This window comes from Microbulbifer sp. ABE4_465 (genome assembly GCF_056160765.1).
Genome location: NZ_JBSWXV010000002.1, coordinates 308,911 through 329,343, shown reverse-complemented (window position 1 = coordinate 329,343; position 20,433 = coordinate 308,911). Strand labels below are relative to the sequence as shown.

17 protein-coding genes are annotated in these 20,433 nt (G+C 56.9%); 4 read left to right on the top strand and 13 right to left on the bottom strand.

Going from position 1 to position 20,433, the window contains the following annotated elements:
• Positions 1-11: 11 nt before the first annotated feature.
• The 9 genes from ACXAG1_RS05065 to ACXAG1_RS05025 form a co-directional block, all read right to left on the bottom strand.
• A complete protein-coding gene (locus ACXAG1_RS05065; RefSeq protein WP_475119115.1) occupies positions 12-1,643 on the bottom strand; it encodes a long-chain-fatty-acid--CoA ligase in 1,632 nt (543 codons plus the stop codon).
• Between the two features lie 27 nt (positions 1,644-1,670).
• Entirely contained in the window at positions 1,671-2,249 is a 579-nt protein-coding gene (locus ACXAG1_RS05060; protein ID WP_475119114.1) for an RBBP9/YdeN family alpha/beta hydrolase, read from the bottom strand.
• 87 nt (positions 2,250-2,336) lie between these two features.
• Positions 2,337-4,700, bottom strand: a complete 2,364-nt coding sequence (locus tag ACXAG1_RS05055; RefSeq protein WP_475119113.1) for a TonB-dependent receptor — start codon at positions 4,698-4,700, stop codon at positions 2,337-2,339.
• A gap of 304 nt (positions 4,701-5,004) precedes the next feature.
• Positions 5,005-6,012: a YeiH family protein gene (locus ACXAG1_RS05050; RefSeq protein WP_475119112.1), complete on the bottom strand. Its 1,008-nt coding sequence runs from the start codon at positions 6,010-6,012 to the stop codon at positions 5,005-5,007.
• A gap of 26 nt (positions 6,013-6,038) precedes the next feature.
• Entirely contained in the window at positions 6,039-6,680 is a 642-nt protein-coding gene (locus tag ACXAG1_RS05045; protein WP_475119111.1) for a DsbA family oxidoreductase, read from the bottom strand.
• Positions 6,677-7,960 (bottom strand): MFS transporter, encoded by a 1,284-nt coding sequence (locus ACXAG1_RS05040; RefSeq protein ID WP_475119110.1) that lies wholly within the window; start codon positions 7,958-7,960, stop codon positions 6,677-6,679. The genes ACXAG1_RS05045 and ACXAG1_RS05040 overlap by 4 nt, the downstream gene beginning before the upstream one ends.
• A 108-nt stretch (positions 7,961-8,068) precedes the next feature.
• Positions 8,069-9,121: a beta-keto acid cleavage family enzyme gene (locus tag ACXAG1_RS05035; RefSeq protein ID WP_475091767.1), complete on the bottom strand. Its 1,053-nt coding sequence runs from the start codon at positions 9,119-9,121 to the stop codon at positions 8,069-8,071.
• Positions 9,122-9,166: 45 nt separating this feature from the next.
• Complete coding sequence (locus tag ACXAG1_RS05030) at positions 9,167-10,015, bottom strand: TauD/TfdA dioxygenase family protein (protein ID WP_475091766.1); 849 nt, start codon at positions 10,013-10,015, stop codon at positions 9,167-9,169.
• A gap of 10 nt (positions 10,016-10,025) precedes the next feature.
• Positions 10,026-11,006, bottom strand: coding sequence for a quinone oxidoreductase family protein (locus ACXAG1_RS05025; protein WP_475091764.1), 981 nt, complete (start codon positions 11,004-11,006; stop codon positions 10,026-10,028).
• Between the two features lie 157 nt (positions 11,007-11,163).
• Between ACXAG1_RS05025 and ACXAG1_RS05020 the strand changes: the two genes are divergently transcribed.
• The 4 genes from ACXAG1_RS05020 (at position 11,164) to ilvD (ending at position 16,967) form a co-directional block, all read left to right on the top strand.
• Positions 11,164-12,186 (top strand): AraC family transcriptional regulator, encoded by a 1,023-nt coding sequence (locus ACXAG1_RS05020; protein ID WP_475091762.1) that lies wholly within the window; start codon positions 11,164-11,166, stop codon positions 12,184-12,186.
• A gap of 50 nt (positions 12,187-12,236) precedes the next feature.
• Positions 12,237-13,391 carry an acetylornithine deacetylase gene (gene argE, locus ACXAG1_RS05015; RefSeq protein WP_475091761.1) on the top strand — a complete coding sequence of 385 codons (1,155 nt, stop codon included), beginning with the start codon at positions 12,237-12,239 and terminating at the stop codon, positions 13,389-13,391.
• Positions 13,392-13,633: 242 nt separating this feature from the next.
• Positions 13,634-14,947 carry an amino-acid N-acetyltransferase gene (gene argA, locus ACXAG1_RS05010; RefSeq protein ID WP_475091760.1) on the top strand — a complete coding sequence of 438 codons (1,314 nt, stop codon included), beginning with the start codon at positions 13,634-13,636 and terminating at the stop codon, positions 14,945-14,947.
• A 184-nt stretch (positions 14,948-15,131) separates the two neighbouring features.
• Positions 15,132-16,967, top strand: coding sequence for a dihydroxy-acid dehydratase (ilvD, locus tag ACXAG1_RS05005; RefSeq protein ID WP_475091759.1), 1,836 nt, complete (start codon positions 15,132-15,134; stop codon positions 16,965-16,967).
• Between the two features lie 88 nt (positions 16,968-17,055).
• On the opposite strand, the gene ACXAG1_RS05000 is transcribed toward ilvD, so the two are convergent.
• The 4 genes from ACXAG1_RS05000 to ACXAG1_RS04985 all read right to left on the bottom strand — a co-directional run bounded on the left by ACXAG1_RS05000 (position 17,056) and on the right by ACXAG1_RS04985 (position 20,315).
• Positions 17,056-17,706, bottom strand: a complete 651-nt coding sequence (locus tag ACXAG1_RS05000) for an energy transducer TonB (protein WP_475119109.1) — start codon at positions 17,704-17,706, stop codon at positions 17,056-17,058.
• A 229-nt stretch (positions 17,707-17,935) separates the two neighbouring features.
• Positions 17,936-19,273: a tetratricopeptide repeat protein gene (locus ACXAG1_RS04995; protein ID WP_475091757.1), complete on the bottom strand. Its 1,338-nt coding sequence runs from the start codon at positions 19,271-19,273 to the stop codon at positions 17,936-17,938.
• A 14-nt stretch (positions 19,274-19,287) separates the two neighbouring features.
• A complete protein-coding gene (locus tag ACXAG1_RS04990) occupies positions 19,288-19,908 on the bottom strand; it encodes an energy transducer TonB (RefSeq protein WP_475091756.1) in 621 nt (206 codons plus the stop codon).
• 5 nt (positions 19,909-19,913) lie between these two features.
• Positions 19,914-20,315, bottom strand: a complete 402-nt coding sequence (locus ACXAG1_RS04985) for an ExbD/TolR family protein (RefSeq protein ID WP_043319449.1) — start codon at positions 20,313-20,315, stop codon at positions 19,914-19,916.
• Positions 20,316-20,433 lie beyond the last annotated feature (118 nt).

Below are 20,433 nucleotides of genomic sequence, written 5' to 3'. Positions count from 1 at the left end.
GAAACGCGCGGCTACTTCGCGGGCCACTGATAGTTCTCAAACCGCACGCGCAAATCCTTTTTACTGACCTTGCCGGTTGCCGTATGCGGTATATCCGCCACAAACTCACAGGCTTCCGGAATCCACCAGCGCGCAACCTTGCCGGTAAAATGTGCCAGTAATTCTGCCGGATCTGGCGACTCACCCTCTTTGGGTACAACGACCAATAGCGGGCGTTCGGTCCATTTTTCGTGATACACACCAATCACCGCCGCTTCCGCCACCTGCGGGTGAGTCATGGCACAGTTTTCCAGCTCGATGGAGGAAATCCACTCGCCACCGGACTTGATCACGTCTTTGGTCCGGTCGGTAATCTGCATATACCCATCGGCATCAATGGTGGCCACGTCCCCGGTTTCAAACCAGCCATCGGTGTCGCAGGCATCGGTGCCCGCCTTGAAGTAACGCTGAATCACCCAGGAACCGCGCACTTTCACTGCACCCGATGCCTTGCCATCCCAGGGTAAGGCAACATCATTTTCGTCGACAATTTTCATATCCACACCATAGACGGGGCGCCCCTGTTTGAGCCGAATCCGGGTTTTCTCTTCTTCGCTCCAATTGTCCATGTGGGGCTTCTGGGTATTGTAGGTACCCAGTGGGCTCATTTCCGTCATGCCCCAGGCCTGCTGGACTTCCACATCGTAATGTTCACGAAACTTGTCAAAGATCGGTTGCGGACAGGCGGCACCGCCGGTGGTGAGCCGCTGCAGGCTCGGCACCTTTTGGCCGGACTTTTCCAGATATCCCAGCAGTGCCAGCCAAACGGTCGGCACGCCCGCCGACGCCGTTACTTTTTCCTCATTGATCAGGGTACACAGGGTTTCGCCATCTCCCATTTTCGGCCCCGGCATCACCAGCTTGGCGCCAACCATAGGACCGCTGTACACCAGTCCCCAGCCATTCACATGGAACATGGGCACAATCGGCATCACCACGTCCCGGCCGGAAAGCCCGAAGGAATCCGGCAGAGCGGAGCCGTAGCAGTGTAAAACCGTGGAACGGTGGGAGTAGAGAACACCTTTTGGATTGCCTGTGGTGCCCGAGGTATAACACAGGGAGCTCGCGGTATTTTCTTCTAATTCCGGCCAGTCGAATTCGTCGCTCTCACCGGCAATCAGTGTCTCGTAGCAGATCAGGTTGGGCAGACTGCATTGTTCCGGCATATGCGCTTCATCGGTCAGTACCACAAACCCTTTTACCCGCGGTAACTTTTCCACCAGCTTTTCCAGTACCGGCACAAACAGCACATCCACAAACAGGTACTGGTCATCAGCGTGGTTGATGATGTACTCCAGCTGTTCCGGGAAAAGGCGTGGATTAATGGTGTGGCACACCATGCCCGAACAGGAAATCCCGTAGTACAACTCAAGATGACGGTAATCGTTTAACGCCAGGGTACCGACACATTCGCCGCGCTGGATGCCCAACCGCTCAAGTGCATTGGCCAGTTTGCGTGCGCGGGCAAAAGCCTCCCCGTAGGTATAGCGGTGGTATGGGTTATCGGAGGTCACCGACACAATTTCGCTGCTACCGTAAACCTTGTCGGCAAATTGCATGATATTGGTAATGGTGAGCGGCAGGTTCATCATCTGGCCGTACATAGAATTTCCTCTCGTCAAAATTTGCGTTTACAGAGCACAGGGAATCAGGCAGCTGTCCAGCTCTTCAATAAAGGCTTCCGCCATCGGCCAGGGCCCGAAGCCAGACGCCGGATTGAGGTGACCAACGTCGCCGAGGTTGACCAGTTTGCTACCCCAGGTCGCCGCCATTTTTTCCGCCGTGGCGAATGAAGCCAGGTAGTCATTGGTACTTGCGGCAAGAATGCTGGGAAACGGTAGCGGCTGTGCCGAAGGCTGATCCCAACCGTGCTCGCGCAGAGTATCCGGTGTCGGGTATTGCGGCGGCCAGTCGATATTCAAATCCGGCGGTGCAACCAGCAGCGCTCCCTTGATCTCACGGGTGTAACGCGCCGCCCAGTGCGCCACCATCAGGCAGCCGGCACTGTGCGCAACCAGAATGATGTCGCCTTTGATACGCTCGATCTGTCGCTGGATATTTTCTATTCGAGCATTGCAATCGAGCTTTTGTTCCGTAAGCGGTGGCACGCTGCACACACGCTGCAGCCTTTTTTCCAGATGCGTTTGCCAGTGCTCTTCCACGTGATCTCGCAGTCCGGGCACGATCAAAACAGTCGCTTGTGTTTCCATTGTTCACCTTGTAAAAAAAGGGGCGTGAACAGATAGCTGATCCGCCCCAACAATGAATTTCCACTTAACCAAATATCGGAAAAATACTCAGAAATGCATTCGCGCAGTCAAACCGAAGGTGCGCGGTGTTCCAGTGTAGGCCTGATAAGAAGCGCCGCCATCCAGCTTTGACGCGATAGGCGAGGCGGTTTTCTGGACGAAATACACCTCGTCGTGCAGGTTGCGAACCCAGGTGGAAATGTCCCAGGTATCGTTGCGCCAACCCGCGCGCAGATTACCCACCCAGTAGGCATCCTCCTGATGACGGGGATCGAGCTCGGAACTGTAATTGGCTTGTCCGGTATAGCGATAATCCACACGGGAATAGAGGTCCCCACCGGCCAGGGGCTGCTCCCACTCCAGCGCCAGGTTGCCGGTCAGTTCCGGTGCAAACGGTAGGGTCTCGCCACTCAGATCACACTGCCCCAGTGCATTTTCCGGTGCGCGACCGTAGTAGCACTGTCCGCCGGTGTAGGTATCGTACCTGGCCTGGATATAGGCAAGGTTTGCTACCCCTGTCAGGTTTTCACTGAGCAGCCAGGTGGAGTCCAGCTCGATGCCATCAACTACAACCTTCTCTGCGTTGTTGACCGCAAACGCAAGCCCGATAAAGGTGGCATTCTGGAAATTGGAATACTCGGTATGGAATAGACTGCCGTTGATACGCGCGCGATTTGCCCAGGTTTCGGTTTTCCAGCCGAGCTCGAAGTTATCGATATCTTCTTCGTCGAAGGGTCGCGCCTCTTCGCTGAAGTCGCCCCACTGCAGGCTGTAGCCACCCGCCTTGAAGCCACGGGAATAGGTGCCATAGATCATGGTATCGTCGTTGGCAAACCAGCTCAGGGTGACATTCCCGGTAATCGCAGTCCAGCTGTCGTTGTCTTCAAAGTCGCTGGCATCCGGCGTGAGCGAGCAGACGAGATTATTGAGTACGCAACCGAGTGCGGTGGTGGTGTGCTGCTCGACTTTTCCGTCTTTCGCATCCATTGAGTAGCGCAGGCCGGTGTCCAGCTTCAGGTTCTCATTGATGTGATAACCGAGGGTACCGAATATGCCATAGCTCTGGGTGTCCTGTTCGGCAAAAACGTCACCGGTATCACCATCGCTGCCAAACAGTGCCGGGCGGAATTGCTCGGGTACGCCGAGTACCGAGCCAACCACATTGCCGAGCATGGCAATATCGGACTGCAGTTCAAACTCTGCACCGTTTCTGTCGCCGCGGGTAAATGTGTTGTTGTAGTAGAAGCCGCCCAGTAACCACTCGAGGTTTTCGCTGTTATCCGACATCAGACGCAGTTCCTGGGAAAAAGAGCGCCCGTCCTGCAGATCGTTGAATACCAGCAGGTCCGATGGCATCTGCTCCACGCCATACATGATGTTGCTGGAGGAGTAATCTTCAAATCCGGTAATGGCATTGAACAGGTATCCATCGCCGGAGTATTCAAACTGCAGTACGCCGTCGGTCACCTGCTGATCGAAATCGTTGGTCCCCACCTGCTCGATAATACGATCCGACGGATCGTTATTGGTCACCGCACTGCCGGCGCCAAACTGGGACATGGCCCCGGCAACTGTCACGACCGTTGGGCTGTACCAGGTGTCCCCAAGCATGGTGTTCATATGCCGCTCCATGCGGCTCAGAATCAGCCTGGAAGTCAGGTTGTCGGAAAGATCCGCGCTCAGCTGAACGCGCAGAGCCTGTCCGTCCTGGCTGTCACCGCCTTCGCCTAGGGTGTTCTCGATCATCTGATCGCGGCGGGTACTGGAAACACTGACGCGACCGTTGACACCATCACTGATCGCGCCATTGACGGAGCCCTTGAATTGGCTCAGGCCCTCGGAGCCAAAACCGTACTCGGCCATACCGGCAAAGTCTGAGGTCGGGGCCTCGGTATTGACGATGATGACACCGGCGCTGGCATTTTTTCCGTACAGGGTGCTCTGGGGTCCTTTGAGAACTTCCACCGACTGCACATCGACGAGTTCGCCCAGGCCCACCCCGGAACGGGAGCGGAATGCGCCATCGATGATCAATGCGGTGTCCGGTTCAAAAGTGGGGATATTGCCCTCGTTGCCAATACGACGAATGCGAAAAGTGGCATTCAGTGGGGAAAGGTTGCTGGTCACAATCAGTGACGGAATCTGGGCGGCGACATCATCGACATCGCGGAATCCCGCCTTTGCCAATTGATCTCCGGTCAGGGCGTCCACTGCGACGGGCACATCCTGCAGGCTTTCGCTGCGCTTCTGTGCGGTAACAGTGACTTCGTCTATTCTCAGGTCTCTCGCATCGCTAGTTTCAGCCAACCCGCTTAACGGATGAATCGCCAGGCCAACAGCAAGAGCCAGCAGCGACGGCTGTACCAGTCCAATGGAATTATCTTTATCAGGATTGGTGCGTATAAATTTCATTATTGTCTCCTCAAAATGCTTCAGTGCCTCGCACTGAAGCGTGACTGACCGAAATAAAACATCGATTCCCGTCAGCATGTGGGGTGGTCCGGAACGCTCGGCCACGGACTCACTCTAAAAGAGGGCGTGAATCTGGACTTTTCTTGAGGCGACAGGCAGTTTTCATTTGATGACACTCGGCGACTTTTTTGCATGTTTTTTGCGCGCCCGAGAAAAAGAAAACCCCGCAAAAGTACACCGACTTTTGCAGGGTCTTGCACCGCATGCAGCGGTATTAAGCAGAGCGGGAAAGAGTGATGATCGATCAGCTGAAATAGAGAATGGCCAGGACCATCGCCGCGAGCACCGTGGTTTCGATCAGCATCAGCAGTATCGGTTTGAACCCGACCTTGGCCAGTTCTTTTAGCTGGGTTTTCATGCCCAGCGCACTGATCGCAATAACCAGGCACCAGCGCGACAGGTCGCTGCCAAACTGCTGTGCCGTCGGTGGTACCCAGCCGGTGCTGTTGACCGCGGCAAGCAATACAAAGACCACCGCAAACAGCGGCAGCAGTGGAGGGCGTTTGCCACCATCCTCCGCACCCTGGGCGCGGGCGACCATAACGACACACAGAATCACCGGCAACAACATGGCAATGCGCATCAGCTTGACGATGGTGGCGGTATCGCCGGCCTCATGGGAAATGCTGTAGCCGGCCCCTACCACCTGAGCCACATCGTGGATAGTGCCACCCAGGAAAATACCGGCCTCAACATCATCCAGCCCAAACCACTGCACCACCATCGGATAGGCAATCATGGCCATGGTCGACAGTGCGGAAACCCCCACCACGGTAAACAGGGTTGCGCGCTCCTTGGCCGGGTGCGCAGGCATGGCCGCAGACAGCGCCATCGCCGCGGAAGCGCCGCAGATCGCGGTGGCACCGCCGGTCAATACGCCAAACAGCGACTGAAAACCCAGTGCCCGGGCGAGCCCCACGGAAACACATATGGTCGCAGTAACGATGCCTATCACCAGGATGATCGGCCCCCACCCCAGGGAGGCGACCTGATCAAAGGTGATCCGCATACCCAACAGGGCGACACCGATACGCAATATCGTACGCGCGGTAAATTCAATGCCTTCCTTGCAGGGTCCATCCGCTGCGAGGAAATTCATCGCCATTCCCAGTAACAGGGCGAACAGCATCACCGGCGCGGAGTAATGTTCGGAAAGAAAACTCGCCGCAGCGGCAACGACGGTACTGGCAATCAGTCCGGGCAACAGAACCTGCGATCGCGAGCGCACAGAAACCCAGGTAGCAGCAATCATGAGATAACCCCTCGCTGTTCGCGTCCTTACACAGACAGTTCGTCAAGCGCCTGGCAAAGCGCGGCATATAATTGTTCCGGCGGCTGCGCACCGTGCAGGCGCATTCGGTGATTGAAGGTATAACTCGGCACCCCCTCCACCGCGGAAGCCGAGTGAAAAGACTTAGGAGCCACAGCCGCACCGTCCGCCAGCATGCGGCTATCCAGTGCACAGCCCTCGGCAATGTCGAGCAGGATTTCCACATCGCCGATATCGCGCCCGTGAATAAAGTACGCGTGAAACAGGCATTCGAGAAACTCGTCCGCCTGCGCGGGAGTGCCCAGCTGCTGCGCTCGATGAAAAATCCGATGCACCAGTTTCGTATTCGGCATGATCGGAATATTTTGCAGGCGCAAGGAGATGCCGGCGTTCAACGCAGCGCGGCTGACCTGCTCCTGACGAATACGCACCGCCTCATCGCTTCCCAACCGCTGGCGATAGAAATCCTTGAACGGAACACCAGCGACAGGAAGCCCCGGTAGTAATTGCACGCCCACCCAGAATACGTCGATATGCAATTCCGGCAGGTTTTCACGCAGCAATCCCGTGGCAACTTCCAGGTTGCGTTTGCCGATAAAACACCAGGGGCAGATAAAATCAAACGCCACTTCAATTTTCAGATTACTCATGCCGCGACTACCGCCCCCTGTGCGGATAGATCACGCACACTGGCAATATCCTGCCGGTAGTGGCGCTTCGCGCAGTAGAAAACCAGTGCCGATGCGAGGCTCATGATTGGCACCAGTGCCAGAGCCTGAGAGAGTCCAACCCCATCCGCCAACATGCCGGTCACAAACGGCCCCGGCGCCAGGCCAAGCAGATTGTTGACCAGGGTCAGGGTTGCAAAGGCGGTTCCGTGGATCGCCGCGTGTGTAAGATTCGCCACCATGGCGCCGGCGGGGCCGGTGGTCCCCGCTACCAGGAACATGCCGAGGCCGATCAGCACCAGTTGCACCACCCCAGACTCCAGGCGAAACCCGACGCCCAGAAACAGGCAGCACAACAGGCAGTAAATAATGGCGAGCGAAATTTTACGCTCCGCGTGATTCCGGCACAGTCGGTCACACAGATTGCCGCACACCACCATGCCGGCACCGCTGATCAGAACAAATACTGCTGCGGCCATACCGGCCTTGTCGGTTCCGAGATCGTAATAGCGATTCATGAAGCTGGGGATCCAGGCCATCAGCGACGCCGCGACAAACAGTTGCAGACCGCTGGCGATGTAGGCACACAGCACCGACGGGTTGTTGACCAGGCCGCGCAGAGATGGGCGCTGCGCGCTGGCTGCAGAAGTAGCCGGCGTCACGCGTTTTTCGCGAATGATGACGGGATAGATCAGCGCAAGGACGATGCCGAAAATGGCCATACCGGCGAATGCCCAGCGCCAGCCGAGGTGCTCCGCGAGCACTCCGCCCAACGCCATACCAAGCACCGACCCCAGCATACCGCCGGCCATAAAGGCACCCGCCAGCGTCGCACGCAGGCTTGGCGGAAACACGGAAATCACCAGTGCGATACCCACACTGCCGTAGGCAGCTTCACCGATTCCCACCAGAAAACGCGCCGCAAACATTTCCGCGTAACTGTCGGACAGTGCGCACATCAGGGTGGCGAGGCTCCACAGCAGCGCCATCAGGGTCAGGCTTTTTACCCTGCCCCAGCGGTCGGCAAGTAGGGAGAGCGGTATGGTGAGCAAACCGACCATCAGGGCAACAATACCCGAAAGGGAACCCAGCTGGGCGTCACTCAATTGCCACTCGAGTTTGAGCAGTGGAAATACAGCGTTGAGAACCTGCCGCGACATATAGTCGGAAATCAGCAGACCAAAGGTAAGGGCGAAAATAATCCAGGCGTAACGGCGCGATACCGAGACGACCGGAATATCACTGTCGGCATAGTGGGCCATGGCGGTTCCTCGCAGAAAGCCAGCGTACAGAACAGCGCGGTCACCTCGTCACTGGCGGCACAGGGCCGCCAGTGCGAGACTCAACAGCTGCGGTTCGGGATTGCTGAATCAATACCCGCGCAGCGGAACATTCTTCTGTCCAAGCTTGCGATTGGGCGCCATACCATGGGCCGCCAGGGTTTCATTGGCGTCTTTATACCAGGTGCCAATGCGGTAGATTTCTCGCGCTTCCTGTCCGTTGGCGACTTCGCGCCCCAGTTCGTGAGACAGACGCACCAGTTGCTGGATCTGCGCCACCGAGGTCATGCGATTGCCGTGCTGGTCGATCAGGGTGTCTTCAATACCACAGCGCGGGTGCAGGCCCAGTGCCATGGCGATGGTGTTGATCGGCAACACATTTTTCATCAGGGATTCGAGTGTGAGGCAGGCACCGTCCGGGGCGCGGCGGATAAACTCCATAAAATTGTAGGGGTTGGGGCCGTCGAAACCACCGGCAATACCGACCCAGGTCAGGTTCAGCGGACCGCGATAAACGCCGCGACGCACCAGGCGCTCCAGAGTTTCCAGCGAGTGCATACCGGTCAGCTGGAAGTGCGGCTGAATCTCGGCCGCCTGCAAACGCTTCAGGTGCTCCTCCACCCAGCCCGGTCCTGCGGGCACAGTCATTTCGCGATACGCTTCCCAGTAGGCCGGGTCGCAGATACTGGTACCGGCGACGTCTTCTTCATGCATCAACTCGGTGATGTTCATCTGCACGGTGTTGATGGCCACGGTTACCTGATCCGGTTTCGGCGACAGTTCCGCGAGCATATGGCGGGTGTCGTCGGACAGCCATTTGGCTTCCTGCCCTTCTTCCGGGGCAAAAGAAATGGAACCACCCACCTGGATGATCATGTCGGGTACCGCCTCGCGCACGCCGGCAATCAGTTCATTGAATTTGGACAGGCGCTTGGAGCCTTTGCCATCCAGTTCACGTACGTGCAGGTGCAATACGGTGGCACCGGCCTCATAGCAGTCGACGGCTTTCTGGATCTGCTCCTCCATGGTGACCGGAATATCTTCCGGGAAATCTTCCGGCATCCACTCAGGTCCGTAGGGGGCTACGGTAATTACAACTTTGTCCTGGTTCTGCGGGTGCAGGGAATCATCTAGGAACTGCATTCTTCACTCCTCATCGTTCGCAATTTATTTTTTTCGAATAGTGATTTAGTAAGGCTTATCGCCCACGATGCCGGCGCGCTCCATCTTGCGGTGGCAGGCCGGATAGTCCATCACGGCATAATGTTGGGTACTGCGGTTGTCCCAGATGGCGACGCTGTGCGGTTGCCAGCGCCAGCGCACCTGGTACTCGGGAATCGTTGCCTGGCTAATCAGGTAGCGTAGAAGGTCTGCACCACCCGGATTCGCGTCCTGACCGAAGCGCACATTCTCCGGGGTATGGAAGTTGGTAAAGTGCGTGGTGAACGCATTCACAAACAGAATTTTTTCTCCGGTGTCCGGGTGTGTGCGCACCACCGGATGTTCCGCGTCGGGAAACTGTTCCTTCAGCGCAAGGCGTTTTTCGATAGGCATGGCGGCGCCAAAAGAAGCCTCGATGGAATGGCGTGCACGCAAACCATCGATCTGTTTTTTCACATGCTCGGGCAGCATTTCATAGGCCTTCACCATATTGACCCACATGGTGTCGCCGCCCACCGGCGGACATTCGATACAGCGCAACACACAACCAAACGGCGGCGCCTCGCGCCAGGTGGCATCGGTATGCCAGGCATTTTCATAGCGGTCTGCGGGCTGATCCGGACTTTTATAAATCCGCACTAGCCCCGGGTGCTCAGGGTCAGACCCAGCAACCGGATGATCTTCCAGCTCGCCAAATCGCTCGGCAAAGGCGACATGCTGCGCGCGGGAAAAATTCTGGTCGCGCAGAAAAAGTACCTTGTGCTCGATGAGAAGCTGTCGAATGGTTTCGAACAGTCCATCGTCGTGAACGGCGTCGGCGAGATTGATCCCGGACAGTTCGGCGCCGATACTGCAGGTGAGCGGTTCAATGCGCATGGTCGACACCTCAGATAATGAAAATCGATGAGCCGGTGGTTTTGCGCGCTTCCAGATCCCGGTGCGCCTGCACTGCATCTTCCAGTGCGTAATGCTGATTGATACCGATCTTCAAGCGGCCGCTACCCACCAGGTCGAACAGCTCGCCGGCCAGTGCTTCTTTTTCTGCGGGGTCCGCAATGTAGTCTGCCAGTGCCGGGCGCGTCATATACAGCGACCCTTTCATCGCCAGCAGCTGTGGATCAAAAGGCGGAATGGTGCCCGAAGCGGTACCGACGCAAACCATCAGTCCGCGGCGTTTCAGCGAGTCGAGAGACGCCATAAAGGTGTCTTTGCCAACACTGTCGAACACCACATCCACGCCAACGCCACCCGTCAGGTCGCGCACGCTGGTCACCACATCTTCACAGCTGTAATTGATCACGTGATCGCAACCATGTGCCCGCGCCACTTCTGCCTTGGCTTCCGAAGAGACGGTGCCAATGACATTCAGACCGAGCAGCTTCGCCCATTGGGAAACAATCAGGCCAACACCACCGGCAGCCGCGTGCAGCAGAATGGTGTCCCCCGCTTTGAAATCGTGAATACGGCGCATCAGATAGGCGGACGTCAGACCACGCATGGTCATCGCCGCCGCAGTTTCGTAGGCAATGGTTTCCGGCAGTTTGATCAGTGGCGCCGCGGGAATCAGTCGCTCGCTCGAATAGGCACCGAGGGTGTTGAGGAAACCGGTGTAGGTGACTCGGTCACCTGCGGTGACATTGGTCACACCGGCACCCACTTCCATCACCACACCGGCAGCTTCCACACCGATACCATTGGGCATGGGAATGGGATAGGTGCCATTGCGAAAATAGGTATCCGCATAATTCAGACCTACCGCCACGTGGCGCAGACGCACTTCGCCGGGTCCGGGTTTACCCACTTCGACATTTTCGATACGCAGGACTTCGGGGCCCCCGGTTTCATAAAATCGAACAGCCTTGACCATTCCCAGGCCTCCTGTAGTGCTTTCGCGTTTTCGGTTGATATTCGCTTCTGGTATCTACTGTATGGTTTCCCCCTTTGCGCATCTTCACTTCGAGCGACATATACTTTTCTTTTCATGACACACTAAAATGGAAGAAAAACCGTCTGAGGATGGATAAATGACGAGTCAGATTCGCGCTGCGGCGCTGAATGACTATGCCGAACTGGCCCAGCAACTGGGACTGAACTACCAGCGTCTGATGCACGATGTCGGGTTGCGTCCCACGGTGTTGGGACAGGCGGATACACGTATCTCGGTAGATGCGGTGGTGGATCTGCTGGAACTATCCGCAGAGGAAAGTCAGTGCCCGACGTTCGGGCTGCGCCTGGCAGAATTTCGCCAACTGTCGGATTTCGGTGCGATCAGTCTTTTGCTGCCACATCTGCGCACTCTGCGCGATGCGTTAAATACCACCATCAAATACCGCCACTTGATGAACGATGCGCTGGTCATGCACCTGGAGGATGCGGGGAAAGTCGTGGTCGTACACGAGGAAGTCGTCACCAGCAATACACGCCCGTCCCGTCAGGCGACCGAACTTGCAATCGGTGTGCTGTTTCGTTTGTGCGGCGCACTGCTGAGTGGCCAGTGGCATCCGATCAGCGTCAACTTCACACACAGTGCACCGCCGGATCTGCAGGTACACAAGCGTATATTTAATTGCAAAATCGAGTTTGGCTCCGACTTCAACGGCATGGTGTGTCCGGCAGCGGATCTCGACAGCCCAAATCCATCTGCCGATCCAGCCATGGCGAAATATGCGGAAACCTATATTGCCTCCCTGCCCGGCTCCAAACAGCAACCGTTTTCCTACGAGGTTCGCCAGGCGATTTATCTGTTCCTGCCCATGGGGCGTGCCAATATTGAACAGATCGCCCATGCCCTCGGGGTAAACGTGCGCACCCTGCAACGCAAGCTTGAAGAAAGTGGGGAAACCTTTTCCGACCTGATTAACGAAGTGCGCCGCAACCTGGTGGTGCACTACATGGCAAACCCCAACTATTCTCTTGGCAGAATTGCGGATATGCTCGGCTACTCGGTGGCAAGCTCATTCACTCGCTGGTTTTCCAGCCAGTTTGGGATGTCCCCCGCCCGTTGGCGCGCCGAACACGACACGGACGAAAGTGCGCCGAATAATTGATTTAATCGCTGAAGAACAGACAAGTCGGAAATAACAAAAGGACGTACACCATGAGCGCTCGCAACCTGCCGGGAGTTCAGCAACAGCTGCAGCAGCTGGTCGCCAGTCCCAGCGTCAGCGCCACCAACCCCAAACTGGATATGGGTAATCGCGGCGTTATCGACCTGCTCGCCGCCTGGTTGGAAACCCTGGGCTTCAAGATTGAAATCATGCCCATGGAAGACCAGCCCCATAAAGCCAACCTGATCGCCACCCTTGGCCGGGGCGATGGCGGGCTGGTACTTGCCGGACACACCGATACCGTGCCCTACGACGACAACCGCTGGAAATCCGATCCGTTCAAACTGAGCGAGCGCGACAACCGTTTTTACGGCCTCGGCAGCACGGATATGAAAGGCTTTTTTCCGCTGGCGATCGAAGCCGCGAAAGCCTTTGCCAACAAGCCGTTGCAGCAGCCACTGATCATCCTTGCCACCGCGGACGAGGAAACCTCCATGTCCGGGGCGCGCGCACTGGTAAAGGCCGGCTTGCCCAAGGCCCGTTACGCCATCATCGGCGAACCCACCGGCTTGAAGCCCATCCGTATGCACAAGGGCATGATGATGGAACGGCTGCGCATCACCGGCCAGGCCGGCCACTCCTCCAACCCCGCGTACGGCGCCAGCGCGCTGGAGGCGATGCATACCGCGATGGGAGAAATTCTGAAACTGCGCGGAGAGTGGCAGGAACGCTACACCAATCCCGGGTTTGCCGTTCAGGTGCCGACACTCAATCTCGGCTGTATTCACGGCGGCGATAATCCAAACCGCATCTGCGGGCACACGGAACTGCAATTTGACCTGCGACCATTGCCGGGCATGCCGATGGACGAGTTGCGTGGGGAACTGCACCAGCGTCTGAAAGACGTAATAGGCGGCGAGAAGATCCAGCTGGAAATGGAATCCCTGATCGGCGGCGTGGAGGCTTTCGAAGAGCCGGCACAATCTGAGCTGGTGCGGGTAGCCGAACAGCTGACCGGGCACAGTGCCGAAAGCGTGGCCTTCGCCACCGAGGCGCCCTTCCTGCAAAAGCTCGGCATGCAGACAATCGTTCTCGGCCCCGGAGATATTGATCAGGCCCACCAGCCGGATGAATACCTCGGCCTTGAGCGGATTGATCCGATGGTCGACGTGTTGAAAGGGATGATTGGGAAGTTTTGCCTCTGACAGCGTTTAGAAGTCCGAGAGAAGGTGGCGATACCGGGTGCACTTTTGCGAGACCTTCCGCGAGAGGGACCTCGCGGAAGAGTCCCCATGGATGGGTTCACGACGTGTCTCGCAAAAGTGCACCCGGTAGCGGCACCGCCACCCAGCCCGAACAAATCCCCGCTTTAACATTAACCACTGCTGCCGCAGAAAATACGGTATATTGAGCCGACTTACGATTAATCTGCAGAACACAAAAGCTCGTGAATACAGAAACCACCACCCTCAACTGGTTCAGAAACGCCGCGCCCTATATCAATGATCTGCGCGGGCGAACCCTGGTGGTTGCGATTCCGGGGGAGGGGTTCGAGCATGAGAATTTTCGCAACCTGGTACACGACCTCACTCTGTTAATCAGCCTGGGGGTAAAGCTGGTGCTGGTGCACGGGGCCCGCGCGCAGGTGAACCGCGCATTGACGGCCGCCGGTATCGAAAGCCGTTTTCAGGGCAACACCCGCATTACCGACCGCGAAACCCTGGAGGTGATCAAGGCGGTGGTGGGCAAACTGCGCTTCGAAATTGAAGCCGCGTTTTCCCAGGGGTTACCGGATTCGCCCATGGCGCGCTCCGCGCTGAAAGTGGTTTCCGGCAACTTTGTTACCGCGCGTCCGGTGGGCGTTATCGACGGCGTGGATATGCGCTGGACCGGGCAGGTGCGACGGATGGAAGTGCAGGCCATTGGCCGCGCGCTGGAGGAAAACTCCCTGGTGCTGCTGTCACCCTTTGGCACCTCCCTGACCGGCGAGCTGTTTAACCTCAACTATCTGGATCTCGCCGCCGAAGCGGCCAAGACGCTTCAGGCGGAGAAACTGATCCTGTTTCGCGACCAGCCACAACTGGAAGTCAACGGCGAGACGATTTATGACCTCAGTATCCATCAGGCGGAAGACGTTGCCGACCACCTCGATAGCGAAACACTGAGTTGCGCCATCAAAGCCTGTAACGCCGGTACGCAACGTGTGCACCTGCTGAGTTACGCAGACAATGGCGCCCTGCTGCAGGAACTGCTGAGCCGCGAGGGCGCCGGCACCATGATTTACCGGGATAGCTACGAGGTGATCCGGCGGGCGCGGATCAACGACGTGGGCGGGATTCTCGGGCTAATCCGGCCGTTGGAGAAACAGGGCATTCTGGTGCGCCGCTCGCGAGAAAAGCTTGAGTCGGAAATCGACCACTTTACCCTGGTGGAAGTGGATGGCACCCCGGTGGCCTGTGCGGCGCTGTATCCGATTCTCGACGATCAGGGCGACACCATCGCCGCGGAAATTGCCTGTGTGGCCATTCATCCGGAGTTTCGCGGCGGCGGCCGCGGTGCCAAGTTGCTGCAACATCTTGAGCGACAGGCACGGGCGCTGGATCTGGCGGACATCTATGTACTGACCACCCAGACCGAACACTGGTTTATCGAGCGCGGCTTCACCCAGATGGATGTCGCGGATCTGCCCACGAGCCGCAAGTCTCTGTACAACATTCAGCGAAATTCCCGCGTTTTACGCAAGCCGCTGAAAGCGCAATAGACTTGCATGAAAACCCACGGGAAACGGACAGGTCTTGCGCAGGATTCTCCTACTTTTGGCAACCGCGCAATAGCGCTTCCATTTTGCTAACCTGTCGCGTCCCCGGGGTACATTGCTACCCCGCCCAAACTTCGGGCAAACCACCAAATTCTGATCCACGTTCACACGTTTAGTAAGTACCGCTATGCCTCAGTACCGCTCTCGCACCTCCACCGCCGGCCGCAATATGGCCGGCGCCCGCGCCCTGTGGCGCGCCACCGGCATGAAGGATGAAGATTTCCACAAGCCGATTATTGCCGTGGCCAACTCCTTCACCCAGTTCGTGCCCGGGCACGTACACCTGAAGGACATGGGCCAGCTGGTGGCACGAGAAATCGAGAAAGCCGGCGGCGTTGCCAAAGAGTTCAACACCATCGCCGTGGACGACGGTATCGCCATGGGCCACGATGGCATGCTCTACAGCCTGCCCAGCCGCGAGATCATCGCCGACTCCGTGGAATATATGGTAAACGCCCACTGCGCCGACGCACTGGTTTGTATCTCCAACTGCGACAAAATTACCCCCGGAATGCTGATGGCGGCCCTGCGCCTGAATATCCCGGTGATCTTTGTTTCCGGTGGCCCCATGGAAGCGGGCAAAACCAAGCTAGCCGACCACAAGCTGGACCTGGTGGATGCCATGGTGATTGCCGCTACCGATGATGCCAGCGACGAAAAGGTCGCCGAGTACGAGCGCTCCGCCTGCCCCACCTGCGGTTCCTGCTCCGGCATGTTCACCGCAAACTCCATGAACTGCTTGACCGAGGCACTGGGCCTGTCTCTGCCCGGGAACGGTACCATGCTCGCTACCCACGCCGACCGCGAGCAGCTGTTCCTGCGCGCGGGCCGCGAGATCGTCGCCCTGGCCAAGCGCCATTACGAAGAGGATGACTATTCCGCCCTTCCCCGCAGCATCGCCAACCGCGCCGCGTTCAGCAATGCGATGGCCCTGGATATCGCCATGGGCGGCTCCACCAATACTATCCTGCACCTGCTGGCGGCGGCCCAGGAAGGCGAAATCGACTTTGATTTGTCCGATATCGACCGCCTGTCACGCAAGATTCCGCAGCTGTGCAAAGTGGCGCCGAACACTCAGAAATACCATATCGAAGACGTACACCGGGCGGGTGGCGTCATGTCCATCCTCGGCGAACTGGAGGCCGGCGGACTGCTGGATGCCAGCCTGCCAACGGTGTACAGCAGCTCCTTTAAAGAAGCGCTGGAAGAGTGGGATATTCGCCGTACAGATAACCCGGAAGTACACAAGTTTTTCCGTGCGGGCCCAGCCGGCATTCCTACACAAACCGCGTTCAGCCAGGACTGCCGCTGGAACAACCTAGACGGCGACCGCGAGGAGGGCTGTATCCGCTCTGTCGAGCATGCCTATTCTTCCGAGGGTGGCCTCGCGGTACTGTTCGGCAACCTCGCCCCCAACGGCTGTGTCGTAAAAACCTCCGGGGTGGAAGAAGAGCTGTGGCACTTTGAAGGCCCCGCCCACATCGTCGAAAGCCAGGAAGACGCCGTGGCGCATATTCTTGAAGGCAAGGTGAAGGAAGGTGAGGCTGTCATCGTGCGCTATGAGGGCCCCAAAGGCGGCCCGGGCATGCAGGAAATGCTGTACCCCACCAGCTACCTGAAATCCAAAGGCCTGGGTAAGTCCTGCGCGCTGATTACCGACGGCCGCTTCTCAGGTGGAACCTCAGGCCTTTCAATTGGGCACGTATCACCGGAAGCAGCCGGGGGCGGCAATATCGGTCTGGTACAGAATGGTGACCTGGTCCGCATCGATATTCCCAAGCGCCTGATCGAAATCGATATTCCGGAAGAGGAACTGCAACGCCGCCGCGACGCAATGAACGCGAAAGGTGAGGAAGGCTGGAAACCGGCGAAGGTTCGCCCACGCAAGGTAAGTCGCGCGCTAAAAGCCTACGCATTACTGGCAACCAGTGCCGATAAAGGCGCGGTGCGAGAAATCGACTGATCCTGGGGTCACCCAGCGGCAAGAAAAATAGCGGGCATTGCCCGCTATTTTTTTTTTGGTCCATTAATGGAGTGCACTGACGAAGTGGTTATTCTGCCAGCTTGTAAGAGATCCGGTTGCGTACACCGTGCTTTTCAACCGGCTCACCATCCACCACCGTTGGTCGGTATTTGAAGCGCTCAACGGCCTTTAACGCAGAGTGATCAAACACATCCGTCGGCGCCCCGGCGGTATCGTATCCACCCACAACCCGCGGATTCTTCACACTGCCGTTCTTGCTGATGGTGAATTCCACCACTATGTAGCCTTCGATTCCCCTGGCCATCGCACGCCGTGGGTAGCGGGGTGCCGGCTTGTAAATGGGTAGTGGATCCGCACTGATGATTGCGGTATTCACTTTGGTCCGGGTTGAAGCCGGTGGGCGAATATCCAGGGGAATAGAACCGGGCTCCACGGTGCGCTCAACAGTAGCCGGCGTCACCGGTGGCGGTAACTCCTGTGGTTTACTAACGGTCTCCTGCCGATGCACCGTAGGCTTTACATCCGGCATATGAATCGGTGCAACTTTTGGAGGAGGCTCCACAAGTGGTGCTTCAAAGTCAGTGGCGATCAGCTGCGACATACCGAACAACAGTAATCCGGTAACCCCCAGGGCCATCGCCAGGTTGCGCACGGCGGCGGTAGATTGAATGGGTATTGAAAGATCTGAAACGGAATTGGGCGGATAAGCCAGCTCCATAACACCTCTCCTTTTTATTTTCAGGTGTTGTTTGAAACGCACCGGCGCACGGGGTGAGTCGGTGCGATGGAAAAAGCTGATCAGCTACCTACATTTCTAGTTGAATCCGGCGAAATTGCAAATAATTCCCATTAATCGATCAAAATTATGCCAATCCTGTTCAGACGCAAAAGAAAGGCCGCACAGTGTGCGGCCTTTCTTTGGAAAAACATCCGGTCAATGTAGGGTTTTACATTGCCAGCTGTCTCTCACGCTCCTGCTCACCTTCTACGAAAGTGATCCACTGTTTGGCAAACTTCTCGGAACGTTTGTCTTCCAGGGCTTTCTTGAAGTTCTTGAGCGAGGCGTCGTACTTCTTCAGGTTGGCGTTCGCCATACCCAGCACGATGTAGAGCTGATCCGGACGCTTGATATCGCCTTTCTTCAGCGCCTTGGTACCCATATCCAGAGCTTCTTTATTCTTGTCCAGGTCCAGGTAGATACCGGCCAGACGGGAATAAAGGTCACCCTTGTCGGACATACCTGCAGCAGCTTCCAGTTCAGGGATCGATTTTTGCAGCTCCTGAGCCATCTGGTATGCCTGAGCCAGGGTTTCCAGATTTTTGGAGTTGCGGGCAATCTTCTTCTCGCTCATGCCCTTGTCGATCACTTTGGCACCCTTGTACGGCATTTCTGCACCCATAAAGAGGTAAGCCATGTTCAACAGCTCTTTCTCTTTTTGCAGGGCACCGGCAATGTAGGCAGCTTCCATCATGTGAAGCATATCGTCTTCACGCTTCAGCTCACCGTACATACCCGCCAGCTGTTTGTAGTACTCCCCTTTCGGGTAATACTTGACCAGCTTTTCCAGGATATTGGCCACTTGCTTGTAGTCGTTTTTCTCGTAGTAGAGGAAACGCTGCAGGCCCAGCCAGTTCTCCTTCGGGGTCTTGCCTTCTTTTTCGTACATGGACACGGCCTGATTGATATCGGCCAGTGCCTTGTTGTTGTCGCCCAGCTGGTAATAAGCCTGGGCGCGCAGGGCGTAGGAATCCGCGTTGATATTGTCGGCTACCTTGAACCAGCGGTTCAGGTAGTTGACAGCCTGCTTGTAATCTTCTGTAACGAAGTAAAGCTGGGCCACGGTTAGCAGCGTACCCACTTCCAGTGCTACCGGCAGGTTCTGTTCACCCTGATCCAGCACTTTCTTGTAGTAGGTAATCGCCTGCGGATACTTCTCCATGCTGTAGTAAACAAAGCCGTAGAAGTAGTACATCTGCGCGGTTTCATAACCGTTCAGCTTGTCCTTACCCGCTTCCATCTCCCGCAGTGCCGCCAGGGCAGCCGGCCAGTTCTGGGCATCAGCAGCTTCCTGGGCCTTGCCCAGGTGCTTGAATGCACTTTCGCGCATGGAAGGCGTTTTGCGGGTCTTCTGCTCGCTCTGGGCCTCAGCCTGAGCGAAAGAAGTGGAAACACCCACGGCCTCCAGCACGGTTACACTCACTGCCGGCGCCAGGACCAGGGGCAGCGCTACGGACGTGCGCAGGACGAGCCTGGAGAGGCCTTTCGTCACGGTCGTCATATTCATATGCGTCCCCTATCTTATTGCGCCATATTGAAGCTGATCTTGGTTTTTACACCAGGCACTTCAATCGGTTCACCGTCAACAACCCGCGGCTTGTACTTGTACTTCAACGCGGACTTCACAGCAGCGCGGTTGAAGATGGTGGTGGGGTTGCCGTCTTTGGTGAAGGCTTCCACAACACGCGGATCACGTACAGAACCGTTTTTGGTTACCGTGTATTCCACAACAACCCAGCCTTCGATACCGCGCTGCAAGGCGCGACGTGGATACTGGGGCTGAACCTTCACGATAGGCAGGTAGTCACCTTCGGAAGCGAAGCCGCCGATACCACCTACGTTCAGGTCGGCATTGGCAGTCGGTGCAGACATGTTCAGGGCATTGTCTACGTCCGGCTGGTCAAACTCCGGCTCCGGCATATCGGGTGGCGGCTGCTCGGGCTCGTCGGGCTTATCCGGTTTGCTGGTGTCGTATTGCGTTTCGATCTTCGTTTCCGGCATCACGATATCGGCCACTTTGATCTGCTCCTCGTCATCGGGAGCTTTCATATTGGCTTCAATCAGCGCATGCATGGTGAAGATCAGGGCAATGGTGGTGACTACTGCCAGCGCACCCGCCCCTACTAGTCTTACCGGGTTCATAGCTGTTAACTCTTCTCTGTAGCGACCGACACTTTCTCGATTCCGATCTTCCTGGCCGCGTCCGCGATCAGGGCAACCTTCTCGATACTCGCCTTTTTATCGGGCTGAATAACCAACCACCCCTTGGGGTTTTCCGCGTAGAGACGCTCCAGGGTGTTTTTCACCAGGCGGTCATCTACCTGCTCTTTGGCAATCCAGATTTCGTTGTTGTCGTTAATCGCTACCAGAATAGAGGCGGCTTTGAGATCAGCGGTTGTCGCTTCCGGCTTCAGAACATCGACACCTGGCTCCTTGATAAAGGTCGCGGTGACGATGAAGAAGATCAGCATGATGAACACCACGTCCAGCATGGGCGTGAGGTCAATCGCTTGCCCTTCTTCTTCCGCCGTATTCTGTTTTCTGCTCATTGCAACTCTCTCTAGCAAAATGCTAATAGCGAGATTTGGCCCTGAAGCTCCCACTGACACAGAGTGAAAATGGAAGCTTCCGTGTTGGCTAAACCTTCTCGGTTACCGCCGCACTCGT

Coding starts and splice junctions, on each gene's coding strand:
- ACXAG1_RS05065 (WP_475119115.1), bottom strand. CDS start 1,643: ATGTACGGCCAGATGATGAACCTGCCGCTCACCATTACCAATATCATG.
- ACXAG1_RS05040 (WP_475119110.1), bottom strand. CDS start 7,960: ATGGCCCACTATGCCGACAGTGATATTCCGGTCGTCTCGGTATCGCGC.
- ACXAG1_RS05045 (WP_475119111.1), bottom strand. CDS start 6,680: ATGAGTAATCTGAAAATTGAAGTGGCGTTTGATTTTATCTGCCCCTGG.
- ACXAG1_RS05035 (WP_475091767.1), bottom strand. CDS start 9,121: ATGCAGTTCCTAGATGATTCCCTGCACCCGCAGAACCAGGACAAAGTT.
- ACXAG1_RS04985 (WP_043319449.1), bottom strand. CDS start 20,315: ATGAGCAGAAAACAGAATACGGCGGAAGAAGAAGGGCAAGCGATTGAC.
- ACXAG1_RS05020 (WP_475091762.1), top strand. CDS start 11,164: ATGACGAGTCAGATTCGCGCTGCGGCGCTGAATGACTATGCCGAACTG.
- ACXAG1_RS05030 (WP_475091766.1), bottom strand. CDS start 10,015: ATGCGCATTGAACCGCTCACCTGCAGTATCGGCGCCGAACTGTCCGGG.
- ACXAG1_RS05060 (WP_475119114.1), bottom strand. CDS start 2,249: ATGGAAACACAAGCGACTGTTTTGATCGTGCCCGGACTGCGAGATCAC.
- ilvD (WP_475091759.1), top strand. CDS start 15,132: ATGCCTCAGTACCGCTCTCGCACCTCCACCGCCGGCCGCAATATGGCC.
- ACXAG1_RS05050 (WP_475119112.1), bottom strand. CDS start 6,012: ATGATTGCTGCTACCTGGGTTTCTGTGCGCTCGCGATCGCAGGTTCTG.
- ACXAG1_RS04995 (WP_475091757.1), bottom strand. CDS start 19,273: ATGAATATGACGACCGTGACGAAAGGCCTCTCCAGGCTCGTCCTGCGC.
- argE (WP_475091761.1), top strand. CDS start 12,237: ATGAGCGCTCGCAACCTGCCGGGAGTTCAGCAACAGCTGCAGCAGCTG.
- ACXAG1_RS05055 (WP_475119113.1), bottom strand. CDS start 4,700: ATGAAATTTATACGCACCAATCCTGATAAAGATAATTCCATTGGACTG.
- ACXAG1_RS04990 (WP_475091756.1), bottom strand. CDS start 19,908: ATGAACCCGGTAAGACTAGTAGGGGCGGGTGCGCTGGCAGTAGTCACC.
- ACXAG1_RS05000 (WP_475119109.1), bottom strand. CDS start 17,706: ATGGAGCTGGCTTATCCGCCCAATTCCGTTTCAGATCTTTCAATACCC.
- ACXAG1_RS05025 (WP_475091764.1), bottom strand. CDS start 11,006: ATGGTCAAGGCTGTTCGATTTTATGAAACCGGGGGCCCCGAAGTCCTG.